Here is a 24,662-nt window from a genome sequence, read left to right on the forward strand (position 1 = left end):
CAATAGCGGCCGAAGGGGCTAGGCTGTGGCTGGGCTCAGGCTTTCCACGCTGGAGAGGCGTCAGGTCCGAGCACATCTGCTCGTCGTGGCCGTCGTTGCGCTCGTTCTCGTCTCGAGCCTTCACGTGTGGCTTCGCGAAGCCCTCTTCGACGCACGCTTCAAGCTGATCACTCGCCCAGCGTCCGGTTCGCTCGCTCTGATCGAGATCGACCCGAAATCGATCGACGCCATCGGCCATTGGCCCTGGCGTCGCAGGCTGCACGCGGATCTGGTGCGCAAGCTCGATCAGGCCGGTGTGGCCGACATTGCTTTCGATGTCGATTTCAGCGCGCCGTCCACGCCCGAGGATGATGAGGCGTTCAGCACAGCCCTCCAGGAGGCGGGCGGATCCGTCATACTCCCCGCTTTCCGGCAGCATTTCGAAGCCCAGGAAGCGGGCTCGACGATCCACATCAACCGCCCTCTCCCGAAGTTTGCGGAGAATTCCTGGCCTGCCCTGGTCGACATCCGCCCCGATCACGATGGGATTGCGCGCCGCTACACGTACGGTGATCGCGTTGATGGAGCTTTCATCCCGTCGATGGGCGCTCTCATGGCGGGCCGCCAGGACGAGAATGGGCGTGCCTACCGGATCGATTATGGCATCGTGCCCTCAACCGTACCGAGGGTTTCTTTCATCGATGTCCTGCAAGGCGTGCCGTCCACGTTGGGGGCTTTGCGGGGCAAGAAGGTTATCGTTGCCGGCACGGCTGCCGAGTTGGGCGATCGGCTGAATGTCCCGAACGGGGTGATCCTTCCCGGATCGTTCGTCCTCGCCCTGGCCGCGGAGTCCGTCCTTCAAGACCGAGCGCTCATGGCCGCCTCGGATGCCGTCTCGTTTGCCCTGGTCCTCGGTGTGATGCTGCTGATGGCCGTACTCTGGCAGCGATCCCGCGCCAGTCGTCGGATCGCAGCCCTTGCTGTTCTTGGGCTCGCCACGGAGGCGGGCGCGATCGCCCTTCAAGCGACATTTCCGATCGCGCTGGATACGTCGCTCGTCCTCTGTGCTTGCCTCGCCTACGCGCTCGCGGCCACGCTCGACGAGATCGATCTGAGGGGCATCCTCCGGCTCGTCGCGGAGAAGCGCTTCCAGAGACTCACGCTGTCCCTGAGTGACGGCATGGTCTGTCTCGACGGCGGGGGACGGATCACCTTCTGGAATCCCGCGGCATCGTCGATCTTCGGCTACGCCGAGAAGGACGGGATAGGACGCCGCTTCGACCTCCTACTGCAGCCGACGAGCCCTGCCGATCGCTTCGACCTCATGGCGATCCCACTCGACGATCTCCGTCAAGGGAAGGGCTACGTCGTCGAGCTGAAAGGTCGCCGCCAATCGGGCGATGTCTTCGATCTCGAATGCTCGCTGTCGGCGTGGGACACGCCCGGAGGTATCCAGTACGGGGCCATCCTGCGCGACATCTCGCTTCGCAAGCAGCAGCGTGAGCGCATCCGCTTCCTGGCGGAATGCGACGTGCTCACCGGCCTGCCGAACCGCAACACCCTTCTCTCGAGGCTCGCGGAGGCGATGGCGGAGCCGGCGACCCTCGTGCTGGTGGGCGTCAACCAGTTTGGCCAGATCAATCATCTTCGGGGCGCCTCCTTCGCCGACGCGCTCATCGTCGCCATCGGACGCCGGTTGACCGCACTCGTCGGTCCTGCCGACTTCACGGCGCGGCTCTCGGACGGCGAGTTCGCGATCATCGTTGCGCCGGAGAGAGCCGACCTCATCGGTGCCCGGATCATCGAGGACTTCAAGAAAGCGGCAGTGGCGACCGACAAGGGCCATTACCGTATCTCGGTGAGCATCGGGGCCGCGGAGTGCGCAACCGCGAGAGACAGCGACGAATGGCTCGGAAATGCGCAGTTCGCGCTGACGGCGGCCCGTGCAGCATCGAAGACCGAACCTGTGCCGTTCACGCTTCCGATGCGCCAGGCGATCGAGGTGCGAGAGGCGCTTGAAATCGAGCTGCGCCAAGCGCTCAGGCGCGGCGAGTTCGAGCTGTTCTACCAGCCCCAGATCGACCTGCGGTCCGCCCGCGTCATCGGAGCGGAGGCGCTGATCCGCTGGCGTCACCCGGAGCGCGGCTACGTCTCACCCGGTGAATTCATGCCGGTGGTCAACACGACCTCCCTCGCAGAAGAAGTTTCGGCCTGGGTGATGGAAACAGCCTTTCTGCAGACCGCGAAATGGTTTCGCGCTGGCCATCCCATCCGCGTCGGCATCAACCTCTCGCAGTGTCAGTTCGGAACCGGCGATTTGGTCTCTCAAGTCGACCGGCTGCTCGCGCGTCATGAGGTGCCGCCCCATCTCATCGAACTTGAGGTGACCGAAGACATCATTCTCGATAATGCAAACAATCCAACTCTGACATTGTCCGAATTGAGATCGCGGTCGATCAAGCTCGCATTCGATGATTTCGGCACCGGTTACGGCAGCTTGACGTATTTGAAGAAGTTTCCTCTCGATACGATCAAGATCGATCAGACATTCGTCCGAAATCTCTCGCCCGGCTCCGACGATGCCGCGATCGTCAGGACGACGATCGATCTGGGACATGCGCTCGGATTGTCGGTCATCGCGGAAGGTATCGAGGACGAAGCGGCCTGGCACTTCCTGCGGGACCTCGGCTGTGATGAGGGCCAGGGATACTTCTTCGGCCGGCCGATCCCGTCTGAGACGTTTGAGGCCACATTCTTGGCGTCCGGGACCGAGCACGCCGCCTAAGCAGCGCGGGCGCCATTCCTTAAGCACGGAGAGACGCCCGCTGCTCGGATCATTGGGGCGATCGCTGGCTCGGTTGCCGCACAGGCGCAAACCCGAGTTTGCTGGATGATCCCGGTTGATATTGCCGGATTATCCCGCTGTAAGTTGCTGATACGCCATCAAATTGTTGCGCATGCAACACGGCCTTTGGCATTCCAAAGTGGCAGGCCGCCCGGCATCGAATAACCAAGCTGAGCCATATTGCCGGTTCCGGGGCCTGCACGCATGAATGCGGTATCGGCCGCCGCAGAACGACATAACAGCGGCGCCGGGCCCCTGGGGGAAAGATCATGCGGACGCTGCGGTACAGCCTCGTTGCCTCTGCGGCCCTGCTGCCGATGATCGCGCAGGCGCAGCAGAGCGAGACGCTCGACGAGATCAGCGTTGTCGCGACCACCCCCGTCGGGGCGAGTTCCGGCATCGGCCGGGGCGGGGTCGTCGCGGCACCCCAGGCTGGCGCCGAACAGACCGTGCCGCCTGCGCTGCCGGCCGATACCCGCCTGCGCGGTGGTGCCCAGCCGCTCTACAAGATCCCGAGCACCGTCGAGAGCGTGACGGCCTCGGCCATCGAGCAAGATACCGGCACCTTCAACGCCGTGGCGACGCTTGCCCGCGTCACGCCGGGGCTCAACCTGTCCGACGCCCAGGGCAACAACAACCGCGTCGACGTGAACTATCGCGGTTTCCAGGCCTCTCCGGTCCAGGGCGTGCCGCAGGGGCTCGCGGTCTACCAGAACGGCGTGCGCATTAACGAAGCCTTCGGTGACGTGGTCAACTTCGACCTGATTCCACCCTCGGCGATCCAGCGTATCGACATCGTGTCGTCGAACCCGATCTTCGGCCTCAACGCGTTGGGTGGTGCCGTCAACATCCAGATGAAGAACGGCTTTACCTGGCAGGGCACGGAGATCACCGCCCTCGGCGGCTCCGACGGCCGGATCGCGGGCGGCCTGCAATACGGCAAGCAGGTCGGCGACTGGTCGTTCTACTTCAACGGCGACGGCTTGAACGACCGCGGCTGGCGCTACGACAGCCCGAGCACGATCGGACGCATCTACACGGATCTCGGCTACCGCAGCCAGGATTCCGAGTTCCACGTCATCGGCCAGTTCGCGCGAACGTTCTTCGGTGCGGCCTCTGCCACGCCGGTCGACTTCACACGCGTCGATCCGCGCGCGATCTTCACCAATCCGCAGACGACGACCCAGCAGGTTGGCACGCTGCAGGTCACGGGCCGCGTCGATATCTCGCCGACCTGGGATTTGTCCGGCAACGCCTATTTCCGGCGCTACAGCAACCAGTACATCGACGGGAACGACGCCGAGTTCGAGCGCTGCGGCAACCGATGCTCAACGCCCAACGCGATCCGCCTCGACGATGACGATTTCCCGGGCTTCACGCGTGACCAGCTTCGCTTGCGCGGGGCCAACGGGCAGCTGATCCCCTTCACCGCCGGGGTACCCTACGCCACCCTCGATACCACCAAGACCGAGGCCACCGGCTACGGTGGCTCGCTGCAGGCGGCCAATCGCGACCGCGTGTTCGGGTTCGGCAATTCCTTCGTCATCGGCGGCAGCATCGACGTCGCCGACTACTCGTTCAAGTCGTCCAGCACGCTCGGCGTGATCAACCCGAACGACCTCTCTGTCGGGACGGACCCCAACAATCCCTTTTACGGTTTCGTGGCCGGGCTCGGCACGCCGTTCCTGCGCACCGACGGCGCCGTCGGCTACGCGCCGAGCGCGGTCGTTGGTTCGAACCTCTACATGGGGCTCTACGCCACTGACACGTTCGACCTGACCGACCAGCTCTCGCTGACGGCAGGCGCACGCCTGAATTTCGCGCGCATCACGACACGGGATCTCACCGGCTTCTCGCCCGACGTGAACGGCGTTCACTACTTCACGAAGATCAACCCCGTTGCCGGTCTGACCTACCGCTTCCTTCCGGGTCTCTCGCTCTACGGCAGCTACTCGGAGTCGAACCGCGCGCCGACCCCGCTCGAACTGGCTTGCGCCAATCCCCTCCGGCCTTGCCTCCTGCCGAACTCGCTGGTCGCCGACCCGCCCCTGCAACAGGTGACCTCTCAGAACTACGAGGTGGGCATCCGCGGCACGATCCCGAACTTTTACGATGGAGGCGCGCTGTCCTATAAGGTCGGCGCCTTCCGCAACGACCTGGCCAACGACATCCTGCAGCTCGCTGTCCCCGGCAACGCGGCGCGCGGCTACTACGTCAATGTGCCGGCGACCCGGCGCGAGGGCATCGAGGTGTCGGGCGAGTATGCCCGCGGCGACCTCTCGATCTACGCGAACTACGCCTTGATCAACCCGACCTTCCAGTTCAGCGGGGAACTCTCCTCGCCGAACAATCCGCTATCCGATGACGGAGCGATCTTCGTCACGCCCGGCAAGCAGGTTCCGCTGATCCCGAACCACCAGTTCAAGGTCGGCTTCGACTATCAGGTACTGCCGGGCTGGCGTGTCGGGATGAACCTGCAGGCCTTCTCCTCGGCCTACTTCCGTGGCGATGAGTCGAACATCAATCGCAAGCTGCCAGCCTACTTCGTGCTCGGTCTCAACACGAGCTATCAGGTCAACAAGAACCTGCAGCTGTTCGGTCTCGTGACCAACCTGACGAACAACCGCTACGCCACCTTCGGCACGTTCGCAGAGACCGGCGCCGTGGCTGGGAACTACGTCATCAACGACCCGCGCTCGACGACATTCGCCCAACCCCTCTCCATCTACGGTGGCGTCCGCTACACCTTCGGAGACGAGCCTGCGCCGATGCAGGAGCCCATCATCCGCAAATACTAATGCGAACCTGTCTCGCGGGATGCTTGGCGGTGTGGGCGAACCCGATCAGGATCCTGATGCCTCAGGGCGGCGCTGAAGGCGAAGACCTCAGACGGTGCCGCTAAGCACGTCCGCTTTTTGTTTCCCGATGTTTGAGCAGCCATTCCGCATCCGGCCGGTGCCAGCCGCTCAATGGTCCGAAACCGAACGCCGTCGTGCTTTGGGACCGCCCTCGACAGGCCATCGCGACCGTCAGGGTTGCCATCGGCCGCGTAGTGTTGGCTTCGTGCCGGCCCGAACCCAGGCAGGTTGAACCGCATGAGCGTCGTCCGTCGATCCTAGTCGCGAATTCCCTGGTGCGGTTGATCCGCAAGGAGCGAGGCGCTTCGAGAATCGTCGAGGGCTACTTCACGCCGAAAGGCGAACGGATATCCTTCGTTCGTGTGGCCGGTCCGGAGTGCCATCTGTTCCTCGTCGTGAGAGGCGTGGACGGCCACAGCGATGAAGAGCTGACCGCGGTTCCCCCGACGCACGGCAACGCGCTGCTGGACGTCTGCGCGGGCAAGATCACGTTCGAGAGGACGGTGGTGCCGTTGGGGGGACGCGACGTGGCGATCGATCGCTTCGTCACACCGCCCGGCCTCGACACCGCATCTTTGATCTTCGCCGACAGCGATTCCGCGCAGACTTTCGTTCCGCCGGTCTGGTTCGGGCGCGAGGTCACCGGTGAAGCGGGTTTCGAGCCTGCTGCCGTGGCAATTGGCGGTGTGCCGGCCGGTGGCGAACTGACGCTGAACAATGCCGCGCTCGACGCCGTGCTCGACCTGCTCGAACCGAGGTTCGGCCTCGGAGCGCTGCGTCGGGCCGTAGGCGAACCGGGGTAGCTTTCGGCTCGGTCTGAACTGGATCGGTCGAAACGATCAACCGACCGGAGCCTCATGCACTGTTCTCCATCGCTCTGTGTGCTGGACGACAGCCAACGGCGTGGTCCGGCCGCGATACTTCAGTCGATCTGGCGTCGACCTAGCCTTTCGTCGGTTACGAACCGAAGCACGTGACGGACGCATCGATGTCGCGAGCCAGTCTGAAGCCTCGTTCAAGGACCAGCTGGCCGGCACGATCGGCGTCTCGAGCCTCGAGTGCTGCGATGATCGCGACGTAGGCATCTCGGAGATACTGCGGTGTCATCTCCCGGCGGAAGAACACATCGTGGATGCCGCGAAGATGAAGGAGCAGGTGGTCGAGCATCGCCAGGATCTCGCCGCTCTGGGCGAGGGTCGCGACATGGCGGCAGAACCGCCAACGAGCCTCGAAGTAGATCTCGAAGCTGGCTGGACGATCGCACTCGTAGAACGCGCTGAACTCGCCTCGTAGGGCTGCGAGCTGCTCGTCCGTCGCCTTTTCGCAGGTCAACCGGACCGCCATCGCCTCGAGAGCGGCGCAGGCGTGGATCATGTCGTTGATCTCGCTCTTGGGCTTCCGCACCACGAAGATGCCGCGTCGCCGCTCGGCGCGCACGAATCCCTGGTGCTCCAGAATGGTCAGAGCTTCACGGACCGGCGTGCGGCTGACGCCCAAGCGCTTGGAGAGCTGTCTCTCGTCCAGCCGAATCTCGTCAGGACGGTCGTAGATATCCAGATCGGTGATCGCGCTCTTCAGAGCCTTGTAGGCCAACGAGCGGAGGCTCGGCTCCACCGCGATCGGAGCCAGTCCGGCTGGGCCGCCTCGTGGCGCCCCCAGACCGGGAGCTGTCTCAAGATGGTGCGTCGCCCGCCCGGTCATTCCACATCTCCGAGCTAGGATTGCCCCGACTGTGATGCTTCGGCCTGCGCGAGCCGTTCTCGAAGCGCTTTCAGCTCAGCGAACCGCACCGTGACGTCGCGCATCACCGCGACCATGCCGGTCATCTTCCCCTGGTCATCCTTGAGGGGAACGATCGTGAACTCGAGCGAGATCTGCCGTCCGTCCTTACGGATCCCCGGGACCGAGAGCAGGGCGCCTTCACCGTAGCGGCTTTGCCCCGTCGCCATCGTCTTGTGATAGCCGTCCCAATGGCGCTTGCGCAGGCGCTCCGGCGTGATGATGTCGAGTGACTGGCCGATGGCCTCATTCTGCGAGTAGCCGAAAATGCGCTCGGCCCCCGGGTTCCAGATGCGGATGATGCCCTCGCTGTCGGAGGCCACCACGGCATCCGCGGCGGCGGCGACGATCGCATCGGCAACGAGACGTGCTTGGTCCATTCAGAAGCTCCTCGAGACGAGGCGCCGCTCTTCAACCGAGCGGCGCTTTCAGATCAGGCGGCCTGCCGCGTCTCCTCGATCAACTCGTCCGCTGGTCCGAAGAATTCGAACTTGATGCGCTCGGCGGGAATGCCTTGACGCAGGAGGCCGTTCACCAGGGCCCCGAGGAACGGCTTGGGCCCGCACAGGTAGTAGGTCGCGGCGTCCTGGGGCGTCTGTTCCACCAACCATTCTGCGGTGATGAGGCCTGCTTCGTCGAAGTGGATGCCGGGCCGATCCTGCGCTTCCGGCTCGGCATAGAACGTGCGGATGCGGATGTTCTCGTTGCTGCCGACGAGAGCTCTGACACGACCGCGCATCGCATGAACACGTCCGTTCAGGGCACCGTGAACGAACCAGGTTGGTCGATCAGGCTGCTCTCGGACGATCGCTTCCAGCATGCTCATCATCGGCGTAAGGCCGACACCGCCGCTGACGAGCACGACGGGCCCGTTCGACTTCGGATCGAGGAAGAAGTCTCCCGCCGGGGGCGCCACGCGCAGAACCGTTCCGATGGCGGCGTGATCGTGGAGCCAGTTCGAGACGATCCCCGCCGGCTCGTCTGCCCGGCCCTCGCGTTTGACGGTGATGCGATATCCGAAATCGTTGGGCGCGCACGAGATCGAATAGTTGCGCTTGAGAACCCCTCGTCCTGGCAGATCGAACAGGAATCCGAGGTACTGCCCCGGCTCATGGCGTAGAACCGGCTGCCCATCGACGGGAACGAGGGCGAAGGAGCGGATCGTCTCGCTCTCCTGTGTGATGCTCTCGATGGCGAAGTCGCGCCAGCCATTCCAACCACCTGGCTTTGCGGCAAGCTCCCGATAGATCGTCGCCTCACGCCCGATCAGAAGTTCTGCCAGGAACCAGTAAGCCTCTCCCCAAGCCGCGCAGATCTCCGGCGTCGCAGCCTCGCCGAGGATATCGCCGATGGCGCCGAGCAGCGCTTCAGCCACATGCGGGTAGTGCTCGGGCAGAATGTTCAGAGCGACATGCTTCTGCGCGATGCGCTCCACCGCGCCAGCGAGCGCGCCCAAATTGTCAATGTTGCGGGCATAAGCCAGCACAGCCTGGGCCAGTGCCTTGGGCTGCGAGCCCGTCTCGCCATGGTGGGACTGATTGAAGAGGTCCCGTATCTCGGCGTTCTGAAACAGCCGCTCGTACATGCGCTGCGTGATGTCCAACCCATGCGCCTCGAGCGCCGGAACAGTCGCCTTGATGAGGGTGATGGTGGCAGGAGCGAGCGGAGCGGGCATCAACGGGCCTTAAAAGATGCATCGATAATGCATCTTCTATTGAGCTGGCTGAAAAGGTGCAAACGAAATATACCTTATAGCGAAGGAAGTTTGATGCGCCTGACCCGCTACACCGACTACGCCTTGAGAACATTGATTTATTTGGGCCTGAACGAGCCGCGGTCGAGTTCGATCGCCGAGGTCGCGCAAGCCTATGGCATCTCCGAAAACCACCTGACGAAGGTCGTCCACCAGCTCGGAAAGCTCGGGCTCATCCGGACGACGCGAGGACGGGGTGGCGGTTTGCGCCTTGGAAAGCCGGCCGAGGACATCGTGATCGGCGCCGTCGTCCGTCAAACCGAGGATGATCTCGCCCTGGTGGAGTGCTTCGCCTCCGGAGCCTGCGCCATCACGGCGCCATGTCGTCTACGGAAGGCTCTGGGTGAAGCCTTGGCGGCCTTCCTGTCCGTGCTCGACGGCTACACCCTTGCTGATCTGCTCGGCGAAGGTGCCGGGGCGGAGATTGCAAGACTGCTGAGTCTTCCTCCTACGGCTGAGGTGCGGATCTAGCTTGGCCTATCCGAGCGAATTCCTCTCCGCTTGATCGAGACAGGCGTGTCCCAGGATGGAGGAAGGTTCTTCGCTCGCGGTGAGTACGAGCCTGCCACCGGCGATGCACCGGGTTCACAGTCGATGTGCGCGCTTCGCCGACCGTTTGGCTTTCCCCATCAGCCCCAAATGGCTGACGCCGAAACCCTCGGGGTATTTGAGGCCGTATCCCAGGCCACGGTCGAAGCCGATATGGGCTGCCCAGATGAGGCCGACATTCAGGAACGAGGTCGACTGCGCCAGAACCGCCCAGGTGATGCAGGCGAGCGGCAGAACATACCAGTGAACGAGGTTGTACGACGCCGCTCCCGTTCGGCGCCCAGCAAGGTAGCCAGCCATGCTCAGGTCGGGCAGGAAGAAGAGCGCGGCGAACAGCCACCAACTCCCGCCGTACCACGCGTAGCTCACCGAACTGGCGATCAGGACGGACAGACCTTCGAGTCGTAGAAGGATCTGCGGCCACCCGCTGACGATCCCGTTTTCCGCGCCAGCAAATGAGCGCGCTCGCAACACGTTCCTTGTCAAAACGGCTCTCCATCGTTGCAAGGTCGGGATCGGCTCAGCCGTCCGGCGGCTCGGTGAACGGTGTCGAGGTTGCAGAGCAGCATGACATCCCGTGAAAGCCCAGGGAGAACCGCTTCCATCGTCGCCCATTGGGCTGGCCGGTCCCACTGCGACGGAGCCGGGTCCGCGCCGGAAACCATCATCGGCGGGTCGGTCAGGTGCAAGGATCCGGTCAAATGCAGGCGTGGTCGCGATGCACGCCGTGGGCCAAGTGCGCGACCTCTGTAATCCAGATGCCGCCGGGCGCGCCGAGGGCTGGCTCGTCGGAGTCACCGACGACGCTCGGATCCGGCGCCGCGATAGATCGAGCTTCAGGCGCGAGTGGATACGAGGCAACGGGATAAGCGGGACGTGCCGCCCGAGTGTCACGGGGCGACACCGCTCCCTCGGGCCGAGCGAATGCTTCTGCCCGTGCAAGCTGGTCAGCAATCGCCGATGGCCGGCGAAACGCCTCGCCTTCGATCGCCACGCGGCCGACGGATGGGAACGGTGGCGTCGAAGGATTAGGGTTCAGTGGGACCGATCGGGCTCGTTACCGTCCGCATCGTGGGCATGGTGGCGATCACGCTCCCCACCGCCGCCAGAAATCTTCGAGGTCTGGCCGCTTGTCGTTTCACCTTCCCTCGGCCCTCGACCCTTGGTCGGATCAGGAAGGTCAGGACGCTGGTGGCTGCTACCGGGCCCGCCATGGTGACGGTCGGCTGCTGGGGTCTTTGAGGATGTACTCATCGATCCTGCTGAAGCCCTTTGTTGGTGGTGTTCACTTTGCTGTTGCCCTGTTGTCCGGTCTTGTCGGGATTCACGGGCGACGGCTCGGAGGTGTTCTTCGAGGCAACCTCGGCACTTCCAGGGCCCTTATCGGATCGGTTGGCAGGCGGGACCGGCGGCGGCTGTGTGGACATGGCAAACCCTTTCGATCTCCATGGCCAACCCCGCCCCTCAGCATCTGTTCCTGGGTCCGAGCTGGCAGGAGGGAGGGTCAAAGTCTCCAGCCGAAGGGTCGGCTCCCGCACATCGTTCCTTCGTAGATTGTCTCTCGACTTACCTGGCACCTCGCGCTTTCTAGAGGGGCATTGTGCGCTGCAACACATGCCGAACTGACCAGCGGGAAATTTGCCGGCTGCTCACAGTTCTCCCGGCTCCTTCTCTTTCAGGATGAGCAATGTCAAAGTTCGGTTTCGCAATCGCAGCAGCCCTCGCGTTGACCACACCTTCCGTGGCGCAGACCGCAATCCCTGCGGGGCAGTCGGCCGTCGTTCCCGGCTATGCGACGTCTACCGGTGTCATCATCGCCGGACAGAACAACACAGGTGGTGATGTCGATCTGACCATCCCGCGCGGTGCCACCGGTGCCGATACATATCAGTCGGACTCAGCCGCAGCCGGCAACTCGAACCAGCCTGAGCGGGCCGTGCCGCAAGGAAGCGGTGGTGGTGGCAGCAATTCGAACTGAGCGTTCGAAGCTCCAGATGAGCCCGTCCGGTTCGCCGCGGCGGGCTTTTTCTATGGTCCGTCGAACTAACAGCGCCGGAAGGAAGTTTCGTGTGTCCAGATGCGGAGGGATGCGTGTCAGACACCAACTCGATCACAGCCTCGTTTCCAACCCTCGAAGCGGCGCGGTCCGCTCGCAAACGGCTGGCTCGCGCGGGTTTCGCCCGCAACAGTATCGATATCGAGCGGCGCCGTGACGATTTCGAGGTCAGCATCAGGACGCGAGACGAGAACCGGCGCCGGGCCGAGGCCATCCTGCATCGGCAGTCCATGCCCCTGGATGTCGGCCAGGTTGCCGACGGCGCACGGAGCTTTGTCGAACGCAATCGCGGCTTGAGCATCGGTCTCGCAGCACTGGCGGGCTTCATGCTGTTTGGTCTCACGAACCGACGCTGACGCGAGATTGGGGAGTGGAACGGCGGCTGACGCTGCTCGTGTAGGCGACCCGATGGGCCGCGTTGCGTCTCAGTTATCTGGAACCGCAATTTGCCAGCCTTGTTTTCCAACAAGGCGCGCTTTGGCGCGCCGCGACATCCAAAAAGGATCACGACCATTCGGACGATCGAACTCACCCGCTCCTGACGGGCGATCTCCAGAGGACGCCGTCGCGAGCGCAGCCCTCACGGAGGATGTGCGATGACGATGGCGACCGATTTCATCTCGAGCCATGCCCACCCGCTGCCAAGGATCCGCAGGCTCGCCCTGTCCGATCTCAAGGCTGCGTTAATGGACGGCCTCGACGATTTCCGTGCGATGCCGACCCATGCGCTCTTCGTCGTCGTGATCTACCCGATCACCGGTCTGCTGATCGGTGCCGCGACCCTCAATGCCGAGCTGATTCCGTTGCTGTTCCCGCTGGCCTCCGGCTTCGCGTTGGTCGGCCCCTTCGCCGCGCTCGGTCTCTACGAGATGAGCCGACGTCGCGAACAGGGCCTCGATCCATCCTGGATGCATGCCTATGGAGCCCTGCAAACACCGTCGGCCGGCGCGATCCTGTCGGTTGGACTTCTCCTGGCCGCGATCTTACTCGCGTGGCTCGTCAGCGCGCTGGGGCTGCATTGGGCGCTCTTCGGAGACCGCGCCCACAGTTCGGTCTCCGCCTTCGCGCAGGAAGTGCTGACGACCGAGCGCGGCTGGACCATGATCATCGTCGGCAACCTTGCCGGTTTCGCCTTCTCGCTGCTCGCATTGGCGGTGAGTGTCATCTCGCTGCCGATGCTCGTGGACCGACACGTCGATGCACTCACCGCGGTGCGCACCTCGATGGCGGTCGTCCAGAAGAATCCCGACACGATGTTGGCCTGGGGCTTTATCGTAGCGGGGCTGCTCGTCATCGGGATGCTGCCGCTCTTCGTCGGGCTCGCCGTTGTCCTGCCGATCCTCGGCCATGCAACCTGGCACCTGTACCGACGCGCGGTGACTTGAGAGCCGCCATCCGCGGGGCTGAAATTCACACGTGATCGCAACAGCTTACCGTCGTGGCGAGACGGTACGGCGGCGGCGCGTTGCCCGTCATGGTGAGAGGTCAAGAGAGCCGAAACGAGGCGTCGGGTTCGGCAGAGGGCATCAGCCAGGATGGGAATGAGCTGCATCACAACCCGAGACGGTTGTGATGGCCTGCCAAACCCTGTCCGGGGCAGATCTGGGAACCCGGCCCATCCCTCCGTTTCCGGGAAGGTTCTCCAACGCTGACGTGTTCAGACGTTCGCGAGACGGCTGAAGGTATCGCTCAGCGTGAGGGCGAACAGGATCGATGCCCAGAACAGGCCGCAGACAGCGGCGAGCCGAACCAGCGCGCTGGCTTCATTGAGGCGCATGAAGAGCACTGCGACAAGCGTCGCCTGCGCCGCTGCGATCCCGAAATTGACCGCGACGGTCCAGCCACCGAACGGCCCGTAGGCAGCGAGCCAGCTCAGGCCCAGAAGTGCGATCAAGATCGCCCAGACGACGAGGCTCCGCAGCCAGATCGCTCGAGCCGGAGATTGCCGTTGCTCGCTCATCCGGCCCGTCCGGCGAGATAGAGGGCCGGATAGAGGAAGATCCAGACCACGTCGACGAAGCCCCAATACAGCAGGGCGATTTCGACCTGCGCGTTGCCGACGAGCCATTCGTGATCGCGAAGGCCTTTCCCGATCAGCCGTCCGACCAGGCCGATGCCGATCGAGAGGTGGATCGCGTGCACGCCCGTGGAGAGCCAGTAGAAGCCGAAGAACAGCTGCGCCGGTGCCTGTGCGAGCGCGAACCGTGGCCCGGGCACGAGGTGCTTCTCGATATCCTCACGATACTCCAGCCCCTTCACCACCAGGAAGGCGAGGCCGAGGGCAGCGGTCGCTGCGAGGCACCACAGCGTCAATCGGCGCAGGCCGTCGTGCTCTGCGGCCCGCGATGCGACGGAGGCGGTGAGGCCGCTGGTGAGAAGGATCGCCGTGTTCAGCGTGCCGTAGACGATGTTGGTCTCGCGGGCGGCCGCGGCGAAGGCGTCGGCGTGCTCGATCCGCATGGCGGCGTAGAGCAGGAAGATCGCGCCGAAGAACAGCACCTCGCTGGCGATGAACACCCAGATGCCGAAGGTCGCGCCGGAGCGCTGGAGCGCGAACGCTTTGGACTCGCTGAGCCCGAGTTCGTCCCAGGGCTCGCGGATCAGCTTCCCGACGGCACTCACGTCAGAGATCCCTGAGAGGGGACACGCGGCTGATCTTTGATCGGTGGGGTGCTTTCAGGGTGGTAGTTATAGGGCTGTGCCAGCACCTCCGGATTGCCGAAGAAATTCTGCCGCGGCGGCGGCGAGGTGGTTCGCCACTCGAGCCCGGACGCGTTCCAGGGATCGTTGGGCGCGCGGCTCCCGAAGAAGACCGACCAGGTCAGGTAACCCAGCGGCATCAGATAGGCGGCGGCGAGCACGGCTGCCCCCGCGGAGGAGAGCACGTTCCAGACCTGAAACTCCGGCGGGTAGACGTGGTAGCGCCGCGGCATGCCGAGGTAGCCGGCAATGAATTGCGGGAAGAAGGTCAGGTTGAAGCCGAAGAACATCAGGATCGCGGCGAAACGCGCCCAGGCTTCCGGATACATGCGTCCGGTGATCTTCGGCCACCAGAAGTGCAGACCGGCGAAGTAGGCCGAGACCGAGGCGCCGACCATGATGTAGTGGAAATGCGCAACGACAAAGTAGGTGTCCTGCACATGCACGTCGATCGGCACCGAGGCGAGGAAAAGCCCGGTTAGGCCGCCGACCGTGAACAGCCCGAGGAAGCCGAGCGCGTAGAGCATCGGCGACTCGAAGCCGATCTGGCCGCGATAGAGCGTGGCGGTCCAGTTGAAGACCTTGATGGCCGAGGGCACGGCCACGATGAAGGACAGGAAGGAGAAGACCAGCGCGGCGTAGGGCGACATCCCCGAGGTGAACATGTGATGGCCCCAGGTGAAGAAGCCGATCATCGCGATCGCCACGAGCGCGTAGACCATGAAGGAGTAGCCGAAGATGCGCCGCCGCGCGTAGCAGGTGATCACCTCCGAGATCACACCCATGGCTGGTAGAACCATGATGTAGACGGCCGGGTGCGAGTAGAACCAGAACAGGTGTTGGAACAGGATCGGGTCGCCGCCGCGGGCCGGATCGAAGATTGGCAGGCCGAAGCTGCGCTCGGCGACGACGAGCGTCAGTGTGACTGCGAGCACCGGCGTCGCCAACACGAAGATAAGGCTCGTCGTATACATCGCCCAGACGAAGAGCGGCAGCCGGAACCAGGTCATTCCGGGCGCGCGCAGGTAATGCACCGTCGCGATGAAGTTCACGCCGGTGGCGATGGTCGAGAAGCCAGAGACGAGCACGCCGAGAACGGCGAGCGTGACGAAGCTGTTGGAAAAGGTGGTCGAGTAGGGGACGTAGAAGGTCCAGCCGGTATCGATGCCTCCGGCCAGCACGGCCGCGAGCGTCAGCAGGCCGCCGCCGAGGTTGAGGTACCAGCTGACGAGATTGAGCTTTGGGAAGGCGAGGTCGCGCGCACCGATCATCAGCGGCAGCAGGAAATTGCCCATCGTCGTCGGAATCGACGGGATAAGGAAGAACCACACCATGACGATGCCGTGGAGCGAGAACAGCTTGTTGTAGGTGTCCGACCCGACGAGGTCGGCCTGCGGTGTGAACAGCTCCAGCCGCACGAGCGTCGCGGCGATGCCGCCGACGAAGAAGAAGAACGTGATCACGACGGCGTAGAGGATCGCGATGCGCTTGTGGTCGGTCGTCGCCAGCCAGGACAGCAGTGTGCGCCCGTCCGCGAGGTAGCTGGCCGGCAGCTCCAGCGGCAGCTCTCTCGGGTTCGCGAGTGTGGTGGCATCCGCCGTCGCGCCGCTGCTCATCGGGGCATTCTCCTCCGACATTTCATGGTCGCGGCGTCTGGGCGGGCGCGCCCGGCACCATGGCGGGGCTGCGAGGGCTCGCTGAGGACTGACCCGGCGCACAGATGTTCTGCGAGGGCTCGAGGCTCAACGACTGAATCAGGTCGAGCTTGTCGGTGCCGAGCCGGATGTAGGCGACGAGGCTCTGGATCTCGCCGTCCGTCAGAAGGCCTTCGTAGCTCGGCATGATCGGCTCGTAGCCGACGACCACGTCCCGCTTCGGCTGCAGAATCGAATCGCGCAGATAAGCCTCATCCACCGTAGCGGTGCGATTGCCTTCGAGCGGCACGGCCTGTCCCCAAATGCCGGCAAGCGAGGGCGCATGCACCTTCGAGCCGGCATCGTGGCAGCCCGAGCAGCCGCGCGCGGTGAACAGGCGCTCGCCGAGTTCGGCGAGGCCGTCGCGCTCGGGTTGCGCCGAGAGCCAGCGGGCATAGTCCTGCGGTTCCATCACGATCACCCGGCCGAGCATGCGGGAATGGTCGGTGCCGCAGAATTCGGTGCAGAGCAGATGAAAGCTGCCGGTCTTGGTCGCCTGAAACCAGGTTTCAGTCTGCTGGTAGGGCAGGGCATCGCGCTTCAGGCGGAAGGCCGGGATGTAGAAGGAATGGATCACGTCCTGCGAAGTCAGGATCAGTCGCACCGGCGCGCCCACCGGGACGTGCAGCTCGTTGATCTCGCGCGCACCGCTCGCGCTCTGCGTCTTCCACATCCACTGCTTGGCGACGACGTGAACCTCCATGGCGTCCTTGGGGGCCGAATAGGCGCCGATCTCGATGGAGGTCGCCCACCAGAAGATGAAGAGGAACACGAACAGGGTCGCGGCCGTCCAGCCGATCTCGAACTCGCTTGAAACCAGGCTCGGTAACTCACCGCGGTTGGCGCGCGAGCCGCGCCGGAAACGGATCGCGAAGGTGACGACCAGTCCGATGACGAGAGCGACGATTCCCGCGGAGATCAGGGTGAGGCCGGTGAAGATCATGTCGACCTTCGCCGCCTGAACCGACGCGGATTCCGGTTTGAGGAAGGCGGGGATGAGATTTCCCATCAGTGCGCCTCCTCGCCGGCCGTTGAAGCCGGCGTCCGCACGGCGCCCGGTTGAGCGTCGGGCGAGGCCACGGTGCCGGACGCGCCGCCACGGCTGCCGAGAGCAGGCACGATCTCGGGCTGAATCGGCGCTGCATAAGCGGCCTGCCCACGCTCGGACAGCCGCCGCATCGCTTCTTCGATGGGCATGCGGGCGATGCCCTTTTCCCGGTCCAGCCAGGCATAGCCGGCAAGGCGTGCGCGCTGATCCTTGAGAAAGGCTGCGAGGTCCGCTGCGGGGCTCTGCTGCAACCGTGGCGCCGGAAAGGTCCGTGGTGCGGTGAGGAGCGGGCTCGGCACCTCACTGCGATAGTAGTAGCGGATACCGGCGAGCGTCGCCGCGGTGAAAACAACGATGAACAACCCGGTCAGCAGTACCGGGCGCAGCGCGATCGAGGGCTCTTCGGCTCCCGGCGGCGCATGGCCGACGATATCGTCGTGCACTTGCGTATGGAGTTGGCCCCGCGCGGCGTCAGGCATGGCCGACACTCCGCGGGCGCCGGCCAAGAAGGTGCAGGTACAGGACCGACAAAAGTGCCAGCACGACGATGCAGAAGAGGCCGCAGAGCGCGGCCGCGCCCGCTCCTTCGCCATAGGCGGGGAGGACGATCCAGCAGAGATGAAGCGTCAGACCCATCAGGATCAGGCATCCGACGATCCGCAGCGCCGTAGGGCTTCGCCGCACGCCAGCGAAGAGCAGCATCGCGAATGGCAGGACGCCGCCGCCGAGCAGCGCGGCGATCAGAACGCCGGTCCAAAGACCATCGCCGCGCTTGAGGTACCATCCCGCCTTGGCGGGCAGATCGCCGTACCAGGCGACGATAAACGCCATCAGCGCCATGTAGAGGACCCCCAGAAGCGCCGCGAGCATGAGGTTGGCGAGATCGCTCGCGCTGCGTGCGTCGAGATCCGCTGGGCTGCCAAGCGCCGCGAAGGCGAGCGCGGCGAGTATCTGATGCAATGCGATCTCGGCCGCAAAGGCCGAGGAGTTGAAGCCTGGCTCGACGGACAGGATCCAGTCGACCGCGACGAGGCTGATCGTCAGCCCGTAGAAACTCAGGCCGAGGCCGGCTGCAAGTCTGCCGCAACGCCCCGTCAGGCAGAGCACCGCGAGCATCGACCAGCCGAGCAGGGTCACGCCGGCGCGCAACAGGAACAGGGGCGGGTTGAGGTAGAGCCGCAGCACGTCGGGCTTGGCCGCGCCCGTTCCGGCAGCCCAGGGATAATCGGCATCGAGGCCTGCTGCGACGCCGATGAAGGCGATCGCCGCAAGCGGCACCAGGGCCGTCGCCGGCTGCAGGACCGGTGCCAAGGTCTCGCCCCAGCGGCCACCGGTGAGCACGTGGATCATAACGAGCACGAGCGCTCCGATCGGCACCATGCCCCACACGATCCAGGCGACGAGCCAGCCGCGGGCGAGCGCCTCGGTCACGGCAGTTTCTCCGCCAGCCCCGGAACGTCGGCGACGTGCGCACCCTGCGAGAGCTGCAGGGCGCGGATATAGGCGGCGATCGCCCAGCGGTCGCGCGGCTCGACACGGGCGGCGTAGGCGTACATCACCCCATAACCCTTAGTGATGACGTCGACGAAGTAGGTGGCCGGTGCCGCGCGCAGCCGGTCCTCGTGGAATGATGGCGGTGGCGGGAAGCCACGCTGCACGATCATCCCGTCGCCGTGGCCGGTGTAGCCGTGGCAGGGCGTACAGATGGCCTCGTAACGCTGCCGACCGCGCTCCAGCAGTGCGGCGTCGACGGGCGGCGGATCGGCCAGCGCGGTTTCACGGGCGAGGGCGCTCTGCGAAACGGTACCGGCTGGAGGCGTGCGCGCTTCGGCATCGTCGGGGAAAAGCCGTGCCTTGCCGTAGGTCTCGTAGCGGTTCTGCCGATGCATCGAGGGGTCGTCGCAGGCACCGAGCGATAGCAGCAGGGGAATAGCGACGAGACGCATCATGCGTGCATCTCCGCCACGAGCCGCGCGCCGGCCTCCTCCAGCGTTCGACGGAGCGGCTCCGCCTCGCCCTTCGGCGCGACGAGCAGCATGAAGCGGTCCTGGCTGGCACGCTCGAATTGCGGCATGACGAAGAGCGGGTGGTGCAGAGCCGGCAGGCCACACGACCAGAGCATGGCCGCGAAGCCTGCGATCGCCGCGATGAGCACGCCGAACTCGACCGGCACCAGCAGGAAGACCTGCCAGGAATGCAGCGGGCGGCCGCCGGAATTGAGCGGGTAAGCGATCGCCGACGAGTACCATTGAAGCACATACATCGCGGCGGCCGATCCAAACCCCGCTACCGCCATCATCGGCCGCACAAGCCTGCGCCGCGGCTCGAAAGCCTCCGTCAGCGCCTCGATCGGGAAGGGCGTGTAGGCATCGAGCGCGCGGTGCCCCTCGGCGCGCGTCTGGCGCATCGCTGCGATCAGCGCCTCGGGCGTCTCGAACTCGGCGAGGAGCGGCGTGCTCATGCCGCCGCTCCCTCACGGTGGGCGAGCTGCCGGACCTCGTGCATCGAGACGATGGGAAGGATTCGCGCAAGGACGAGAAAGCCGAGCACGAAGAGCCCAAGCGGCGCGATGAGGATCACCACGTCGTAGAGACTGACGTGATAGGTCCGCCAAAGGCTGATCGCGTAGCCGTGCGAGAGCGTGTTCCAGACGATCAGGATGCGCTCCAGCCACATCCCGAGATTGATGACGATTGCGATGGCGGCGAGCAGCCAGAGGTTCAGTCGAACGGCTCGGAACCACAGCAGCTGTGGCACGAGGCAGTTGCAGAAGAGCAGGCTGAAGTAGAGCCAGCGGTAGTCGCCCGTGAAGAAGTAGCCGATCACCGTGCGGTCGGCATGCTCGCCGCCGTACCAGGCCATGAACCACTCGGTGGCGTAGGAGAAGGTCATGACGATCGAGGCGAAGAGCATCACTTTCGCCATCGCGTCGAAATGCGCGGGTGTGATCATCGATTGGAGGCTCAGGCCCCAACGGATCACGATCGCCAGCATCACGACCATCGCGAAGCCGGAATACATCGCGCCGACCACGAAGTAGGGAGGGAAGATCGATTCCTGCCAGCCCGGCATCAGGCTCGCCGCGAAATCGAGCCCGACGATCGAGTGGACCGAGCAGACGAGCGGCACCGCTAGCGCCGCCATCGTCTTGTGAAAGGTTTCGTAGACCGCCCAGTGCCGGGCCGAGCCGCGCCAGCCGAGCGCCAGCGCGCCGTAGACTACCTGGCCGGTGCGGGTCTGGGCCCGGTCGCGCATGGTCGCGAGATCGGGCAGGAGCCCGGTGAACCAAAAGATCAGCGAGAACAGGATGTAGCTTGCGATCGCCCAGAAATCCCAGACCAGAGCCGAGCGCCATTGCGGCCACAGCTCCATGGTGTTCGGATAGGGCGCGAGCCAGTAGGCATAGAGCGGACGCCCGAGATGAATGACCGGGAAGATGCCGGCGATCGCCGCAGCGAACAGCGTCATCGCCTCGGCGAACCGGTTGATCGAAGCCCGCCAGCCCTGACGGGTGAGCAGCAGCATCGACGAGATCAGCGTTCCGGCATTGCCGATGCCGATCCACCAGACGTAGTTGGCGATCGAGAAACCCCAGACGACGGTCGTGTTCACCCCGGACAGGCCGATACCGACGGTGAGCACCGCGCCGACCGCGATGAACGTCGCCAGCACGAGCGGCAGGATGCCGAGCAGAGCGATGAACCAGGCGCGGCCGGGGCCGCCTCTCTGGATCGGATCGGAGACCGCCGCCGAGATCTCAGCGTAGCCGAGGCGCTTCGGCGCGATCCATTTGTGATGCTGGCGGGCGCTCACGAGTGGTCCTCCGTAAGGTCCGGGCTCGGGCTGCGCAGGTCGGCGAGGTAGGTCGTACGTGGCCGCGTGTTGAGTTCCTCCAGTAGCGCGTAGTGGCGCCGGTCCTGCCGCATCGCGGCGATCGGATTTCCGGGTTTGGCGAGATCGCCGAATGTGATGGCCCGGGTTGGACAGGAGGATTGGCAGGCGGTGACGACATCGCCCATCGCGCGTCCGTCGCGCTCGGCGTTCTGCCGCTCGGTGGCGATGCGCTGCACGCAGTAGGTGCACTTTTCCATCACGCCGCGGGCGCGCACCGTGACGTTCGGATTGCGTTGGGCCGTGACGGATTCCGCGCCGAGATTGGCGTAGGGCTGCCCGTCCGCGTAGCCGAAGAAGTTGAACCGGCGGACTTTGTAAGGGCAGTTCGCCTGGCAGAAGCGCGTGCCAATGCAGCGGTTGTACACCTGCACGTTCAGCCCCTCCCCGTCATGCACCGAGGCTGCAACGGGGCAGACCGGCTCGCAGGGCGCGTGCTCGCAATGCATACAGGGGACGGGTTGGAAGCCAGCCTTCGGCGCCTCCGGCGTACCGTGGTCGTAGAGGTCGATGCGCAGCCAGTGCATCATCCGGCCACGCGCGATCTCTTCCGGTCCGACCACGGGTACGTTGTTCTCGGACTGGCAGGCGACGACGCAGGCATTGCACCCGATGCACGCGTTGGTGTCGATGACCATGGCCCAGGCATGGCCGTCGGCGTCGCCGGTCCAAGGCGCGAGCAGGCTCGGCCGGTCGCTGCCGATTCCCCGCGGCTCAGTCTCGCCGAGCTTGGCGAGGTCGATCTGGCGATAGAGCTTCTCGGTCTCCCCCTCGATCTGCACGTAATTCTGCGTGCGCAGGATGTCCTGGGTTCGCCCCGTCTTCGCGAGTTCGGCGCTCGGCAGGTGCCAGGGCGACCGCGTCGTGACGAGCCGGTAGGCGTCACTGCCCAATCCCGTGCCGACAGCTCCGGCTCGCGGACGGCCGTAGCCCAATGTCATCACACCGACGCCCTCGGCGACACCGGACTCGATGACGATCGGCACTTCGATCTCGCGAGACTCCACCTTCACAGTGACGACATCACCGGCCGCGAGACCGCGCCGCCTTGCCTCGTGCCGCGAGAGTGCGAGTGCGTTGCCCCAAACCTGCTTCGAGACGGGTTTGGGACATTCTTGGAGCCAAGCGTTGTTGGCGTAGCGTCCGTCCCACTGGCATGGGTCCGGCCGCACCTCGACAGTGAGGCCATTGGCCATTGGCCATGTCGGTAGCGCCGGTAGGCGCGGCTCGCCCGGATCGACACTCGGCGCGGCGCTGTCGGGGATCAACCCTTCATGCAGGCTGCGGCGCCACAGGCTCTCGAAGTCGCCGCGCTCCTTCCAGGCCTCGCGCCATGTGGCACGCACGAGGTCGTAGCCTGATACGGCCGGCTGGTTCGCGACCAGCGCCATGATCTCGTGGATCGAGCGCGACCTGTAGAGTGGCCGGATCAGGGGTTGGACGAGGCTTGCGGTGCCATCCGTAGCGCGGAGATCCGACCAGCTTTCCAGTTCGTGCGAGAGCGGCAGATGCCACTGCGTCGCCCCTGCCGTCTCATCGCCGTGAAGGCCCGCATGCACGCTGAAACCGGCGCGGCCGATACGTCGCGCCATGTCGAGGTCGGCTGGTGCGGTCGCAACCGGGTTGCAGCCGAGGATCGCGAGACAGACGACACTGCCGTCTTCGAGCGCGGCAGCGAGACTCGCGAGATCGGCCGGGACGCGCTCGCCGATCCGATCGGGCGGTGCGATGAAGCCGATGGGTGCCTTGAGCCGCGCATTGATCCAGTGGACCAGCGCGTGGAGCTCGGGCGCCAACGTGGGGCCGGCGAGCACCAGGGATCGCTCGGCTCGCGCGTTTAGGTCGGCGGCTGCAGCCTCGGCAAAACGCCGCGCGTCGGCATCGAGATCGGGTACAGGCAGGCTGGCGCCGAGTGCGTTGGCGACCGATGCCAGCACGGCGGCGAAGTTCCGCGGATGTAGTGCCCGGCGTTCGTCGGCCTTGATGCCGGTCAGAGTGAGCGCGGATTCCGCCACGTAGAGCCGGCCGAACCGCAAGGGGTCGCGGCGACGTTCGGCGAAGGCCGAGGCCAGACGGATCTGATCCGGTCCGTGGCCGAGTGGGTCGGCACCGACACAGAGATTCGTCTCAGCTCGGTCGAGCTGCGGAAGCGCGCGGAGAGGCTTGTCAAAGGCGAGTTCCGCACCGCGCCCGGCATTCGCCTCGTCGACCGGCTCGTGCACGTGCCAGATCGCCTCGGGCATGGCCTCGAGCAAGGCCTCGATCTGTCGCGCCAGGGTGGGCGAGGTCACTCGTCCGGTCAGCAGATGCAGGCCGCGCCCTTTCGCCCCGCGCGCCCTCGCGAGTGGCTGGCTGAGGGCGCGCTCAAAACTGTCCCAGGAAGCGATACCGTTCACGCGCTCGGTCACGGCGCGCGAACGGTCGGGATCATAGAGATCGAGCAAGGAGGCTTCCGCGAACACGTCGGTCGCGCCGCGGCTTGCGGGATGAAGCGGATTACCCTCGATCTTGATCGGCCGTCCGTCGACCGCGATGGCATGGACGCCGCGACCCCAGCCGGCGAGCGACAGCGTCGTCGCATAACGTTCTGGCACGCCGGGCAGCAGTTCCTCCGGCGCCTGCACATAGGGAATGATCTGCTCTCTGGGCTTGGAGCAGCCGCCCGCCGCCAGCGTAATCCCGGCTCCGAGCGTCCGGAGCGCATCGCGTCGGCTCAGCGGTGGCATATCGAACACTCGCTGAGCCGCTGGGGCGACGCGATATGGCGCTCCTTCGCCAATCGAGCGCCGACCTCCGCCTGGTTCTCGGGCGGCTGCCAATCCACATCGAACACCGCCTCATGCGGTCGTAGGGACGGCGCCGGGTTGCGATGGCAATCGAGGCACCAGCCCATGGTGAGCGGCGCGGCCTGCCGGATCAGCTTCATGGTCTGCACCGGTCCGTGGCAGGTCGTACAGCCGACGCCTTTGGCCACATGGACCGAATGGTTGAAGTAGACGTAGCCCGGCAGGTTATGCACCCGCTGCCACTCGATCGGGCGATCCTCGGCGAGGCTGGCGCGGACGGGCGCGAGCATCGGCGCGTTGGTCCAGATCTGCGAATGACAGCTCATGCAGGTCTGGGTCGGCGGAAGGCCGGCAAAGGCGGCCTTCTCAACCGAGGTATGGCAGTAGCGGCAATCGATGCCGAGACCGCCGACATGGTGCTCGTGGCTGAATGGCACGGGTTGCTCGCGCGTCACGTCCTGCGCTGTCGCGTAGGGAGAGTGCCACAGCGAATAGGCAAAGCCGACGGCGAGCACGGGCACGGTCGGGATCGCAAAGAGAACGATACGGGCGATCGTGTCGGCGCCCGGACGAAAGATCTGCACCATCCGCGCATGCGCATTCCGCGCGCCGGATTACCGGCCCTGCCCGGACAAGCCTGACAGGGCCGCGCCGGTTCAACGATGATGGAGAAATTCTAAGTCACGCAGTGACCGGGTTGCGAGATGACCACGCCAACGCAATC

The 24,662-nt window shown here is 64.9% G+C and carries 22 protein-coding genes; 7 read left to right on the top strand and 15 right to left on the bottom strand.

Going from position 1 to position 24,662, the window contains the following annotated elements:
- Window positions 1–124: 124 nt before the first annotated feature.
- From MGN01_RS04360 to MGN01_RS04370, 3 genes are all read left to right on the top strand, one after another.
- Window positions 125–2,764: an EAL domain-containing protein gene (locus tag MGN01_RS04360; RefSeq protein WP_170245833.1), complete on the top strand. Its 2,640-nt coding sequence runs from the start codon at window positions 125–127 to the stop codon at window positions 2,762–2,764.
- 329 nt (window positions 2,765–3,093) lie between these two features.
- Window positions 3,094–5,622, top strand: coding sequence for a TonB-dependent receptor (locus tag MGN01_RS04365; RefSeq protein ID WP_147045377.1), 2,529 nt, complete (start codon window positions 3,094–3,096; stop codon window positions 5,620–5,622).
- A gap of 335 nt (window positions 5,623–5,957) precedes the next feature.
- On the top strand, window positions 5,958–6,485 hold the full coding sequence (locus MGN01_RS04370; RefSeq protein WP_147045378.1) for a CYTH domain-containing protein: 528 nt from the start codon (window positions 5,958–5,960) through the stop codon (window positions 6,483–6,485).
- Window positions 6,486–6,639: 154 nt separating this feature from the next.
- On the opposite strand, the gene MGN01_RS04375 is transcribed toward MGN01_RS04370, so the two are convergent.
- Genes MGN01_RS04375 through hmpA form a run of 3 tightly spaced genes read right to left on the bottom strand, consistent with a single transcriptional unit; the run spans window position 6,640 to window position 9,136 of the window.
- On the bottom strand, window positions 6,640–7,383 hold the full coding sequence (locus MGN01_RS04375) for a GntR family transcriptional regulator (RefSeq protein WP_147045379.1): 744 nt from the start codon (window positions 7,381–7,383) through the stop codon (window positions 6,640–6,642).
- Window positions 7,384–7,397: 14 nt separating this feature from the next.
- A complete protein-coding gene (locus MGN01_RS04380) occupies window positions 7,398–7,841 on the bottom strand; it encodes a PAS domain-containing protein (protein WP_147045380.1) in 444 nt (147 codons plus the stop codon).
- 53 nt (window positions 7,842–7,894) lie between these two features.
- A complete protein-coding gene (hmpA, locus tag MGN01_RS04385; RefSeq protein ID WP_147045381.1) occupies window positions 7,895–9,136 on the bottom strand; it encodes an NO-inducible flavohemoprotein in 1,242 nt (413 codons plus the stop codon).
- A 93-nt stretch (window positions 9,137–9,229) separates the two neighbouring features.
- On the opposite strand from hmpA, the gene MGN01_RS04390 reads away from it, so the two are divergent.
- Window positions 9,230–9,685 (top strand): Rrf2 family transcriptional regulator, encoded by a 456-nt coding sequence (locus tag MGN01_RS04390; RefSeq protein ID WP_147045382.1) that lies wholly within the window; start codon window positions 9,230–9,232, stop codon window positions 9,683–9,685.
- Between the two features lie 114 nt (window positions 9,686–9,799).
- Here MGN01_RS04390 and MGN01_RS04395 read toward each other — a convergent pair whose 3' ends face one another.
- Window positions 9,800–10,249: a DUF4260 domain-containing protein gene (locus MGN01_RS04395; protein ID WP_238257793.1), complete on the bottom strand. Its 450-nt coding sequence runs from the start codon at window positions 10,247–10,249 to the stop codon at window positions 9,800–9,802.
- 1,201 nt (window positions 10,250–11,450) lie between these two features.
- On the opposite strand from MGN01_RS04395, the gene MGN01_RS04405 reads away from it, so the two are divergent.
- The 3 genes from MGN01_RS04405 (at window position 11,451) to MGN01_RS04415 (ending at window position 13,204) form a co-directional block, all read left to right on the top strand.
- Window positions 11,451–11,741, top strand: a complete 291-nt coding sequence (locus MGN01_RS04405; RefSeq protein ID WP_147045385.1) for a hypothetical protein — start codon at window positions 11,451–11,453, stop codon at window positions 11,739–11,741.
- Window positions 11,742–11,854: 113 nt separating this feature from the next.
- Window positions 11,855–12,175 carry a hypothetical protein gene (locus tag MGN01_RS04410; RefSeq protein ID WP_147045386.1) on the top strand — a complete coding sequence of 107 codons (321 nt, stop codon included), beginning with the start codon at window positions 11,855–11,857 and terminating at the stop codon, window positions 12,173–12,175.
- 240 nt (window positions 12,176–12,415) lie between these two features.
- A complete protein-coding gene (locus tag MGN01_RS04415; protein WP_147045387.1) occupies window positions 12,416–13,204 on the top strand; it encodes a DUF2189 domain-containing protein in 789 nt (262 codons plus the stop codon).
- 272 nt (window positions 13,205–13,476) lie between these two features.
- Here the strand turns inward: MGN01_RS04415 and MGN01_RS04420 are convergent, their stop codons facing one another.
- The 11 genes from MGN01_RS04420 to MGN01_RS04470 are packed head-to-tail and all read right to left on the bottom strand — an operon-like array spanning window position 13,477 to window position 24,525.
- A complete protein-coding gene (locus tag MGN01_RS04420) occupies window positions 13,477–13,779 on the bottom strand; it encodes a cytochrome C oxidase subunit IV family protein (protein ID WP_147045388.1) in 303 nt (100 codons plus the stop codon).
- Window positions 13,776–14,450, bottom strand: a complete 675-nt coding sequence (locus tag MGN01_RS04425; RefSeq protein ID WP_147045389.1) for a cytochrome c oxidase subunit 3 — start codon at window positions 14,448–14,450, stop codon at window positions 13,776–13,778. The genes MGN01_RS04420 and MGN01_RS04425 overlap by 4 nt, the downstream gene beginning before the upstream one ends.
- The gene (gene ctaD, locus MGN01_RS04430; protein WP_147045390.1) at window positions 14,438–16,135 is read right to left on the bottom strand and encodes a cytochrome c oxidase subunit I; all 1,698 of its coding nucleotides are present in this window, start codon (window positions 16,133–16,135) and stop codon (window positions 14,438–14,440) included. Before ctaD ends, MGN01_RS04425 begins: the two co-directional genes overlap by 13 nt.
- Before the next feature lie 22 nt (window positions 16,136–16,157).
- Window positions 16,158–17,225 carry a cytochrome c oxidase subunit II gene (gene coxB / locus MGN01_RS04435; RefSeq protein WP_147045391.1) on the bottom strand — a complete coding sequence of 356 codons (1,068 nt, stop codon included), beginning with the start codon at window positions 17,223–17,225 and terminating at the stop codon, window positions 16,158–16,160.
- Entirely contained in the window at window positions 17,222–17,740 is a 519-nt protein-coding gene (locus MGN01_RS04440; RefSeq protein ID WP_147045392.1) for a hypothetical protein, read from the bottom strand. The genes coxB and MGN01_RS04440 overlap by 4 nt, the downstream gene beginning before the upstream one ends.
- Window positions 17,733–18,692: a hypothetical protein gene (locus tag MGN01_RS04445; protein WP_147045393.1), complete on the bottom strand. Its 960-nt coding sequence runs from the start codon at window positions 18,690–18,692 to the stop codon at window positions 17,733–17,735. Before MGN01_RS04445 ends, MGN01_RS04440 begins: the two co-directional genes overlap by 8 nt.
- Window positions 18,689–19,210 carry a c-type cytochrome gene (locus MGN01_RS04450; RefSeq protein WP_147045394.1) on the bottom strand — a complete coding sequence of 174 codons (522 nt, stop codon included), beginning with the start codon at window positions 19,208–19,210 and terminating at the stop codon, window positions 18,689–18,691. The genes MGN01_RS04445 and MGN01_RS04450 overlap by 4 nt, the downstream gene beginning before the upstream one ends.
- Window positions 19,207–19,722, bottom strand: a complete 516-nt coding sequence (locus MGN01_RS04455; RefSeq protein ID WP_147045395.1) for a DUF3341 domain-containing protein — start codon at window positions 19,720–19,722, stop codon at window positions 19,207–19,209. The genes MGN01_RS04450 and MGN01_RS04455 overlap by 4 nt, the downstream gene beginning before the upstream one ends.
- Window positions 19,719–21,074 (bottom strand): NrfD/PsrC family molybdoenzyme membrane anchor subunit, encoded by a 1,356-nt coding sequence (nrfD, locus tag MGN01_RS04460; protein ID WP_147045396.1) that lies wholly within the window; start codon window positions 21,072–21,074, stop codon window positions 19,719–19,721. Before nrfD ends, MGN01_RS04455 begins: the two co-directional genes overlap by 4 nt.
- Complete coding sequence (locus MGN01_RS04465; RefSeq protein WP_147045397.1) at window positions 21,071–23,878, bottom strand: 4Fe-4S dicluster domain-containing protein; 2,808 nt, start codon at window positions 23,876–23,878, stop codon at window positions 21,071–21,073. Before MGN01_RS04465 ends, nrfD begins: the two co-directional genes overlap by 4 nt.
- Complete coding sequence (locus tag MGN01_RS04470) at window positions 23,866–24,525, bottom strand: cytochrome c3 family protein (protein ID WP_147045398.1); 660 nt, start codon at window positions 24,523–24,525, stop codon at window positions 23,866–23,868. Before MGN01_RS04470 ends, MGN01_RS04465 begins: the two co-directional genes overlap by 13 nt.
- Between the last annotated feature and the right edge of the window lie 137 nt (window positions 24,526–24,662).

It is taken from the genome of Methylobacterium gnaphalii, assembly GCF_007992215.1.
In the GTDB taxonomy this organism is placed as follows: Bacteria; Pseudomonadota; Alphaproteobacteria; order Rhizobiales; family Beijerinckiaceae; genus Methylobacterium; species Methylobacterium gnaphalii.

Bases quoted from the DNA above. Each gene is read 5' to 3' on its own strand.
- MGN01_RS04455 (WP_147045395.1), bottom strand. From the start codon at position 19,722: ATGAGCACGCCGCTCCTCGCCGAGTTCGAGACGCCCGAGGCGCTGATC.
- ctaD (WP_147045390.1), bottom strand. From the start codon at position 16,135: ATGAGCAGCGGCGCGACGGCGGATGCCACCACACTCGCGAACCCGAGA.
- MGN01_RS04365 (WP_147045377.1), top strand. From the start codon at position 3,094: ATGCGGACGCTGCGGTACAGCCTCGTTGCCTCTGCGGCCCTGCTGCCG.
- MGN01_RS04415 (WP_147045387.1), top strand. From the start codon at position 12,416: ATGACGATGGCGACCGATTTCATCTCGAGCCATGCCCACCCGCTGCCA.
- MGN01_RS04390 (WP_147045382.1), top strand. From the start codon at position 9,230: ATGCGCCTGACCCGCTACACCGACTACGCCTTGAGAACATTGATTTAT.
- MGN01_RS04450 (WP_147045394.1), bottom strand. From the start codon at position 19,210: ATGATGCGTCTCGTCGCTATTCCCCTGCTGCTATCGCTCGGTGCCTGC.
- MGN01_RS04440 (WP_147045392.1), bottom strand. From the start codon at position 17,740: ATGCCTGACGCCGCGCGGGGCCAACTCCATACGCAAGTGCACGACGAT.
- MGN01_RS04420 (WP_147045388.1), bottom strand. From the start codon at position 13,779: ATGAGCGAGCAACGGCAATCTCCGGCTCGAGCGATCTGGCTGCGGAGC.
- MGN01_RS04375 (WP_147045379.1), bottom strand. From the start codon at position 7,383: ATGACCGGGCGGGCGACGCACCATCTTGAGACAGCTCCCGGTCTGGGG.
- hmpA (WP_147045381.1), bottom strand. From the start codon at position 9,136: ATGCCCGCTCCGCTCGCTCCTGCCACCATCACCCTCATCAAGGCGACT.
- MGN01_RS04405 (WP_147045385.1), top strand. From the start codon at position 11,451: ATGTCAAAGTTCGGTTTCGCAATCGCAGCAGCCCTCGCGTTGACCACA.
- MGN01_RS04465 (WP_147045397.1), bottom strand. From the start codon at position 23,878: ATGCCACCGCTGAGCCGACGCGATGCGCTCCGGACGCTCGGAGCCGGG.
- MGN01_RS04470 (WP_147045398.1), bottom strand. From the start codon at position 24,525: ATGGTGCAGATCTTTCGTCCGGGCGCCGACACGATCGCCCGTATCGTT.
- MGN01_RS04380 (WP_147045380.1), bottom strand. From the start codon at position 7,841: ATGGACCAAGCACGTCTCGTTGCCGATGCGATCGTCGCCGCCGCCGCG.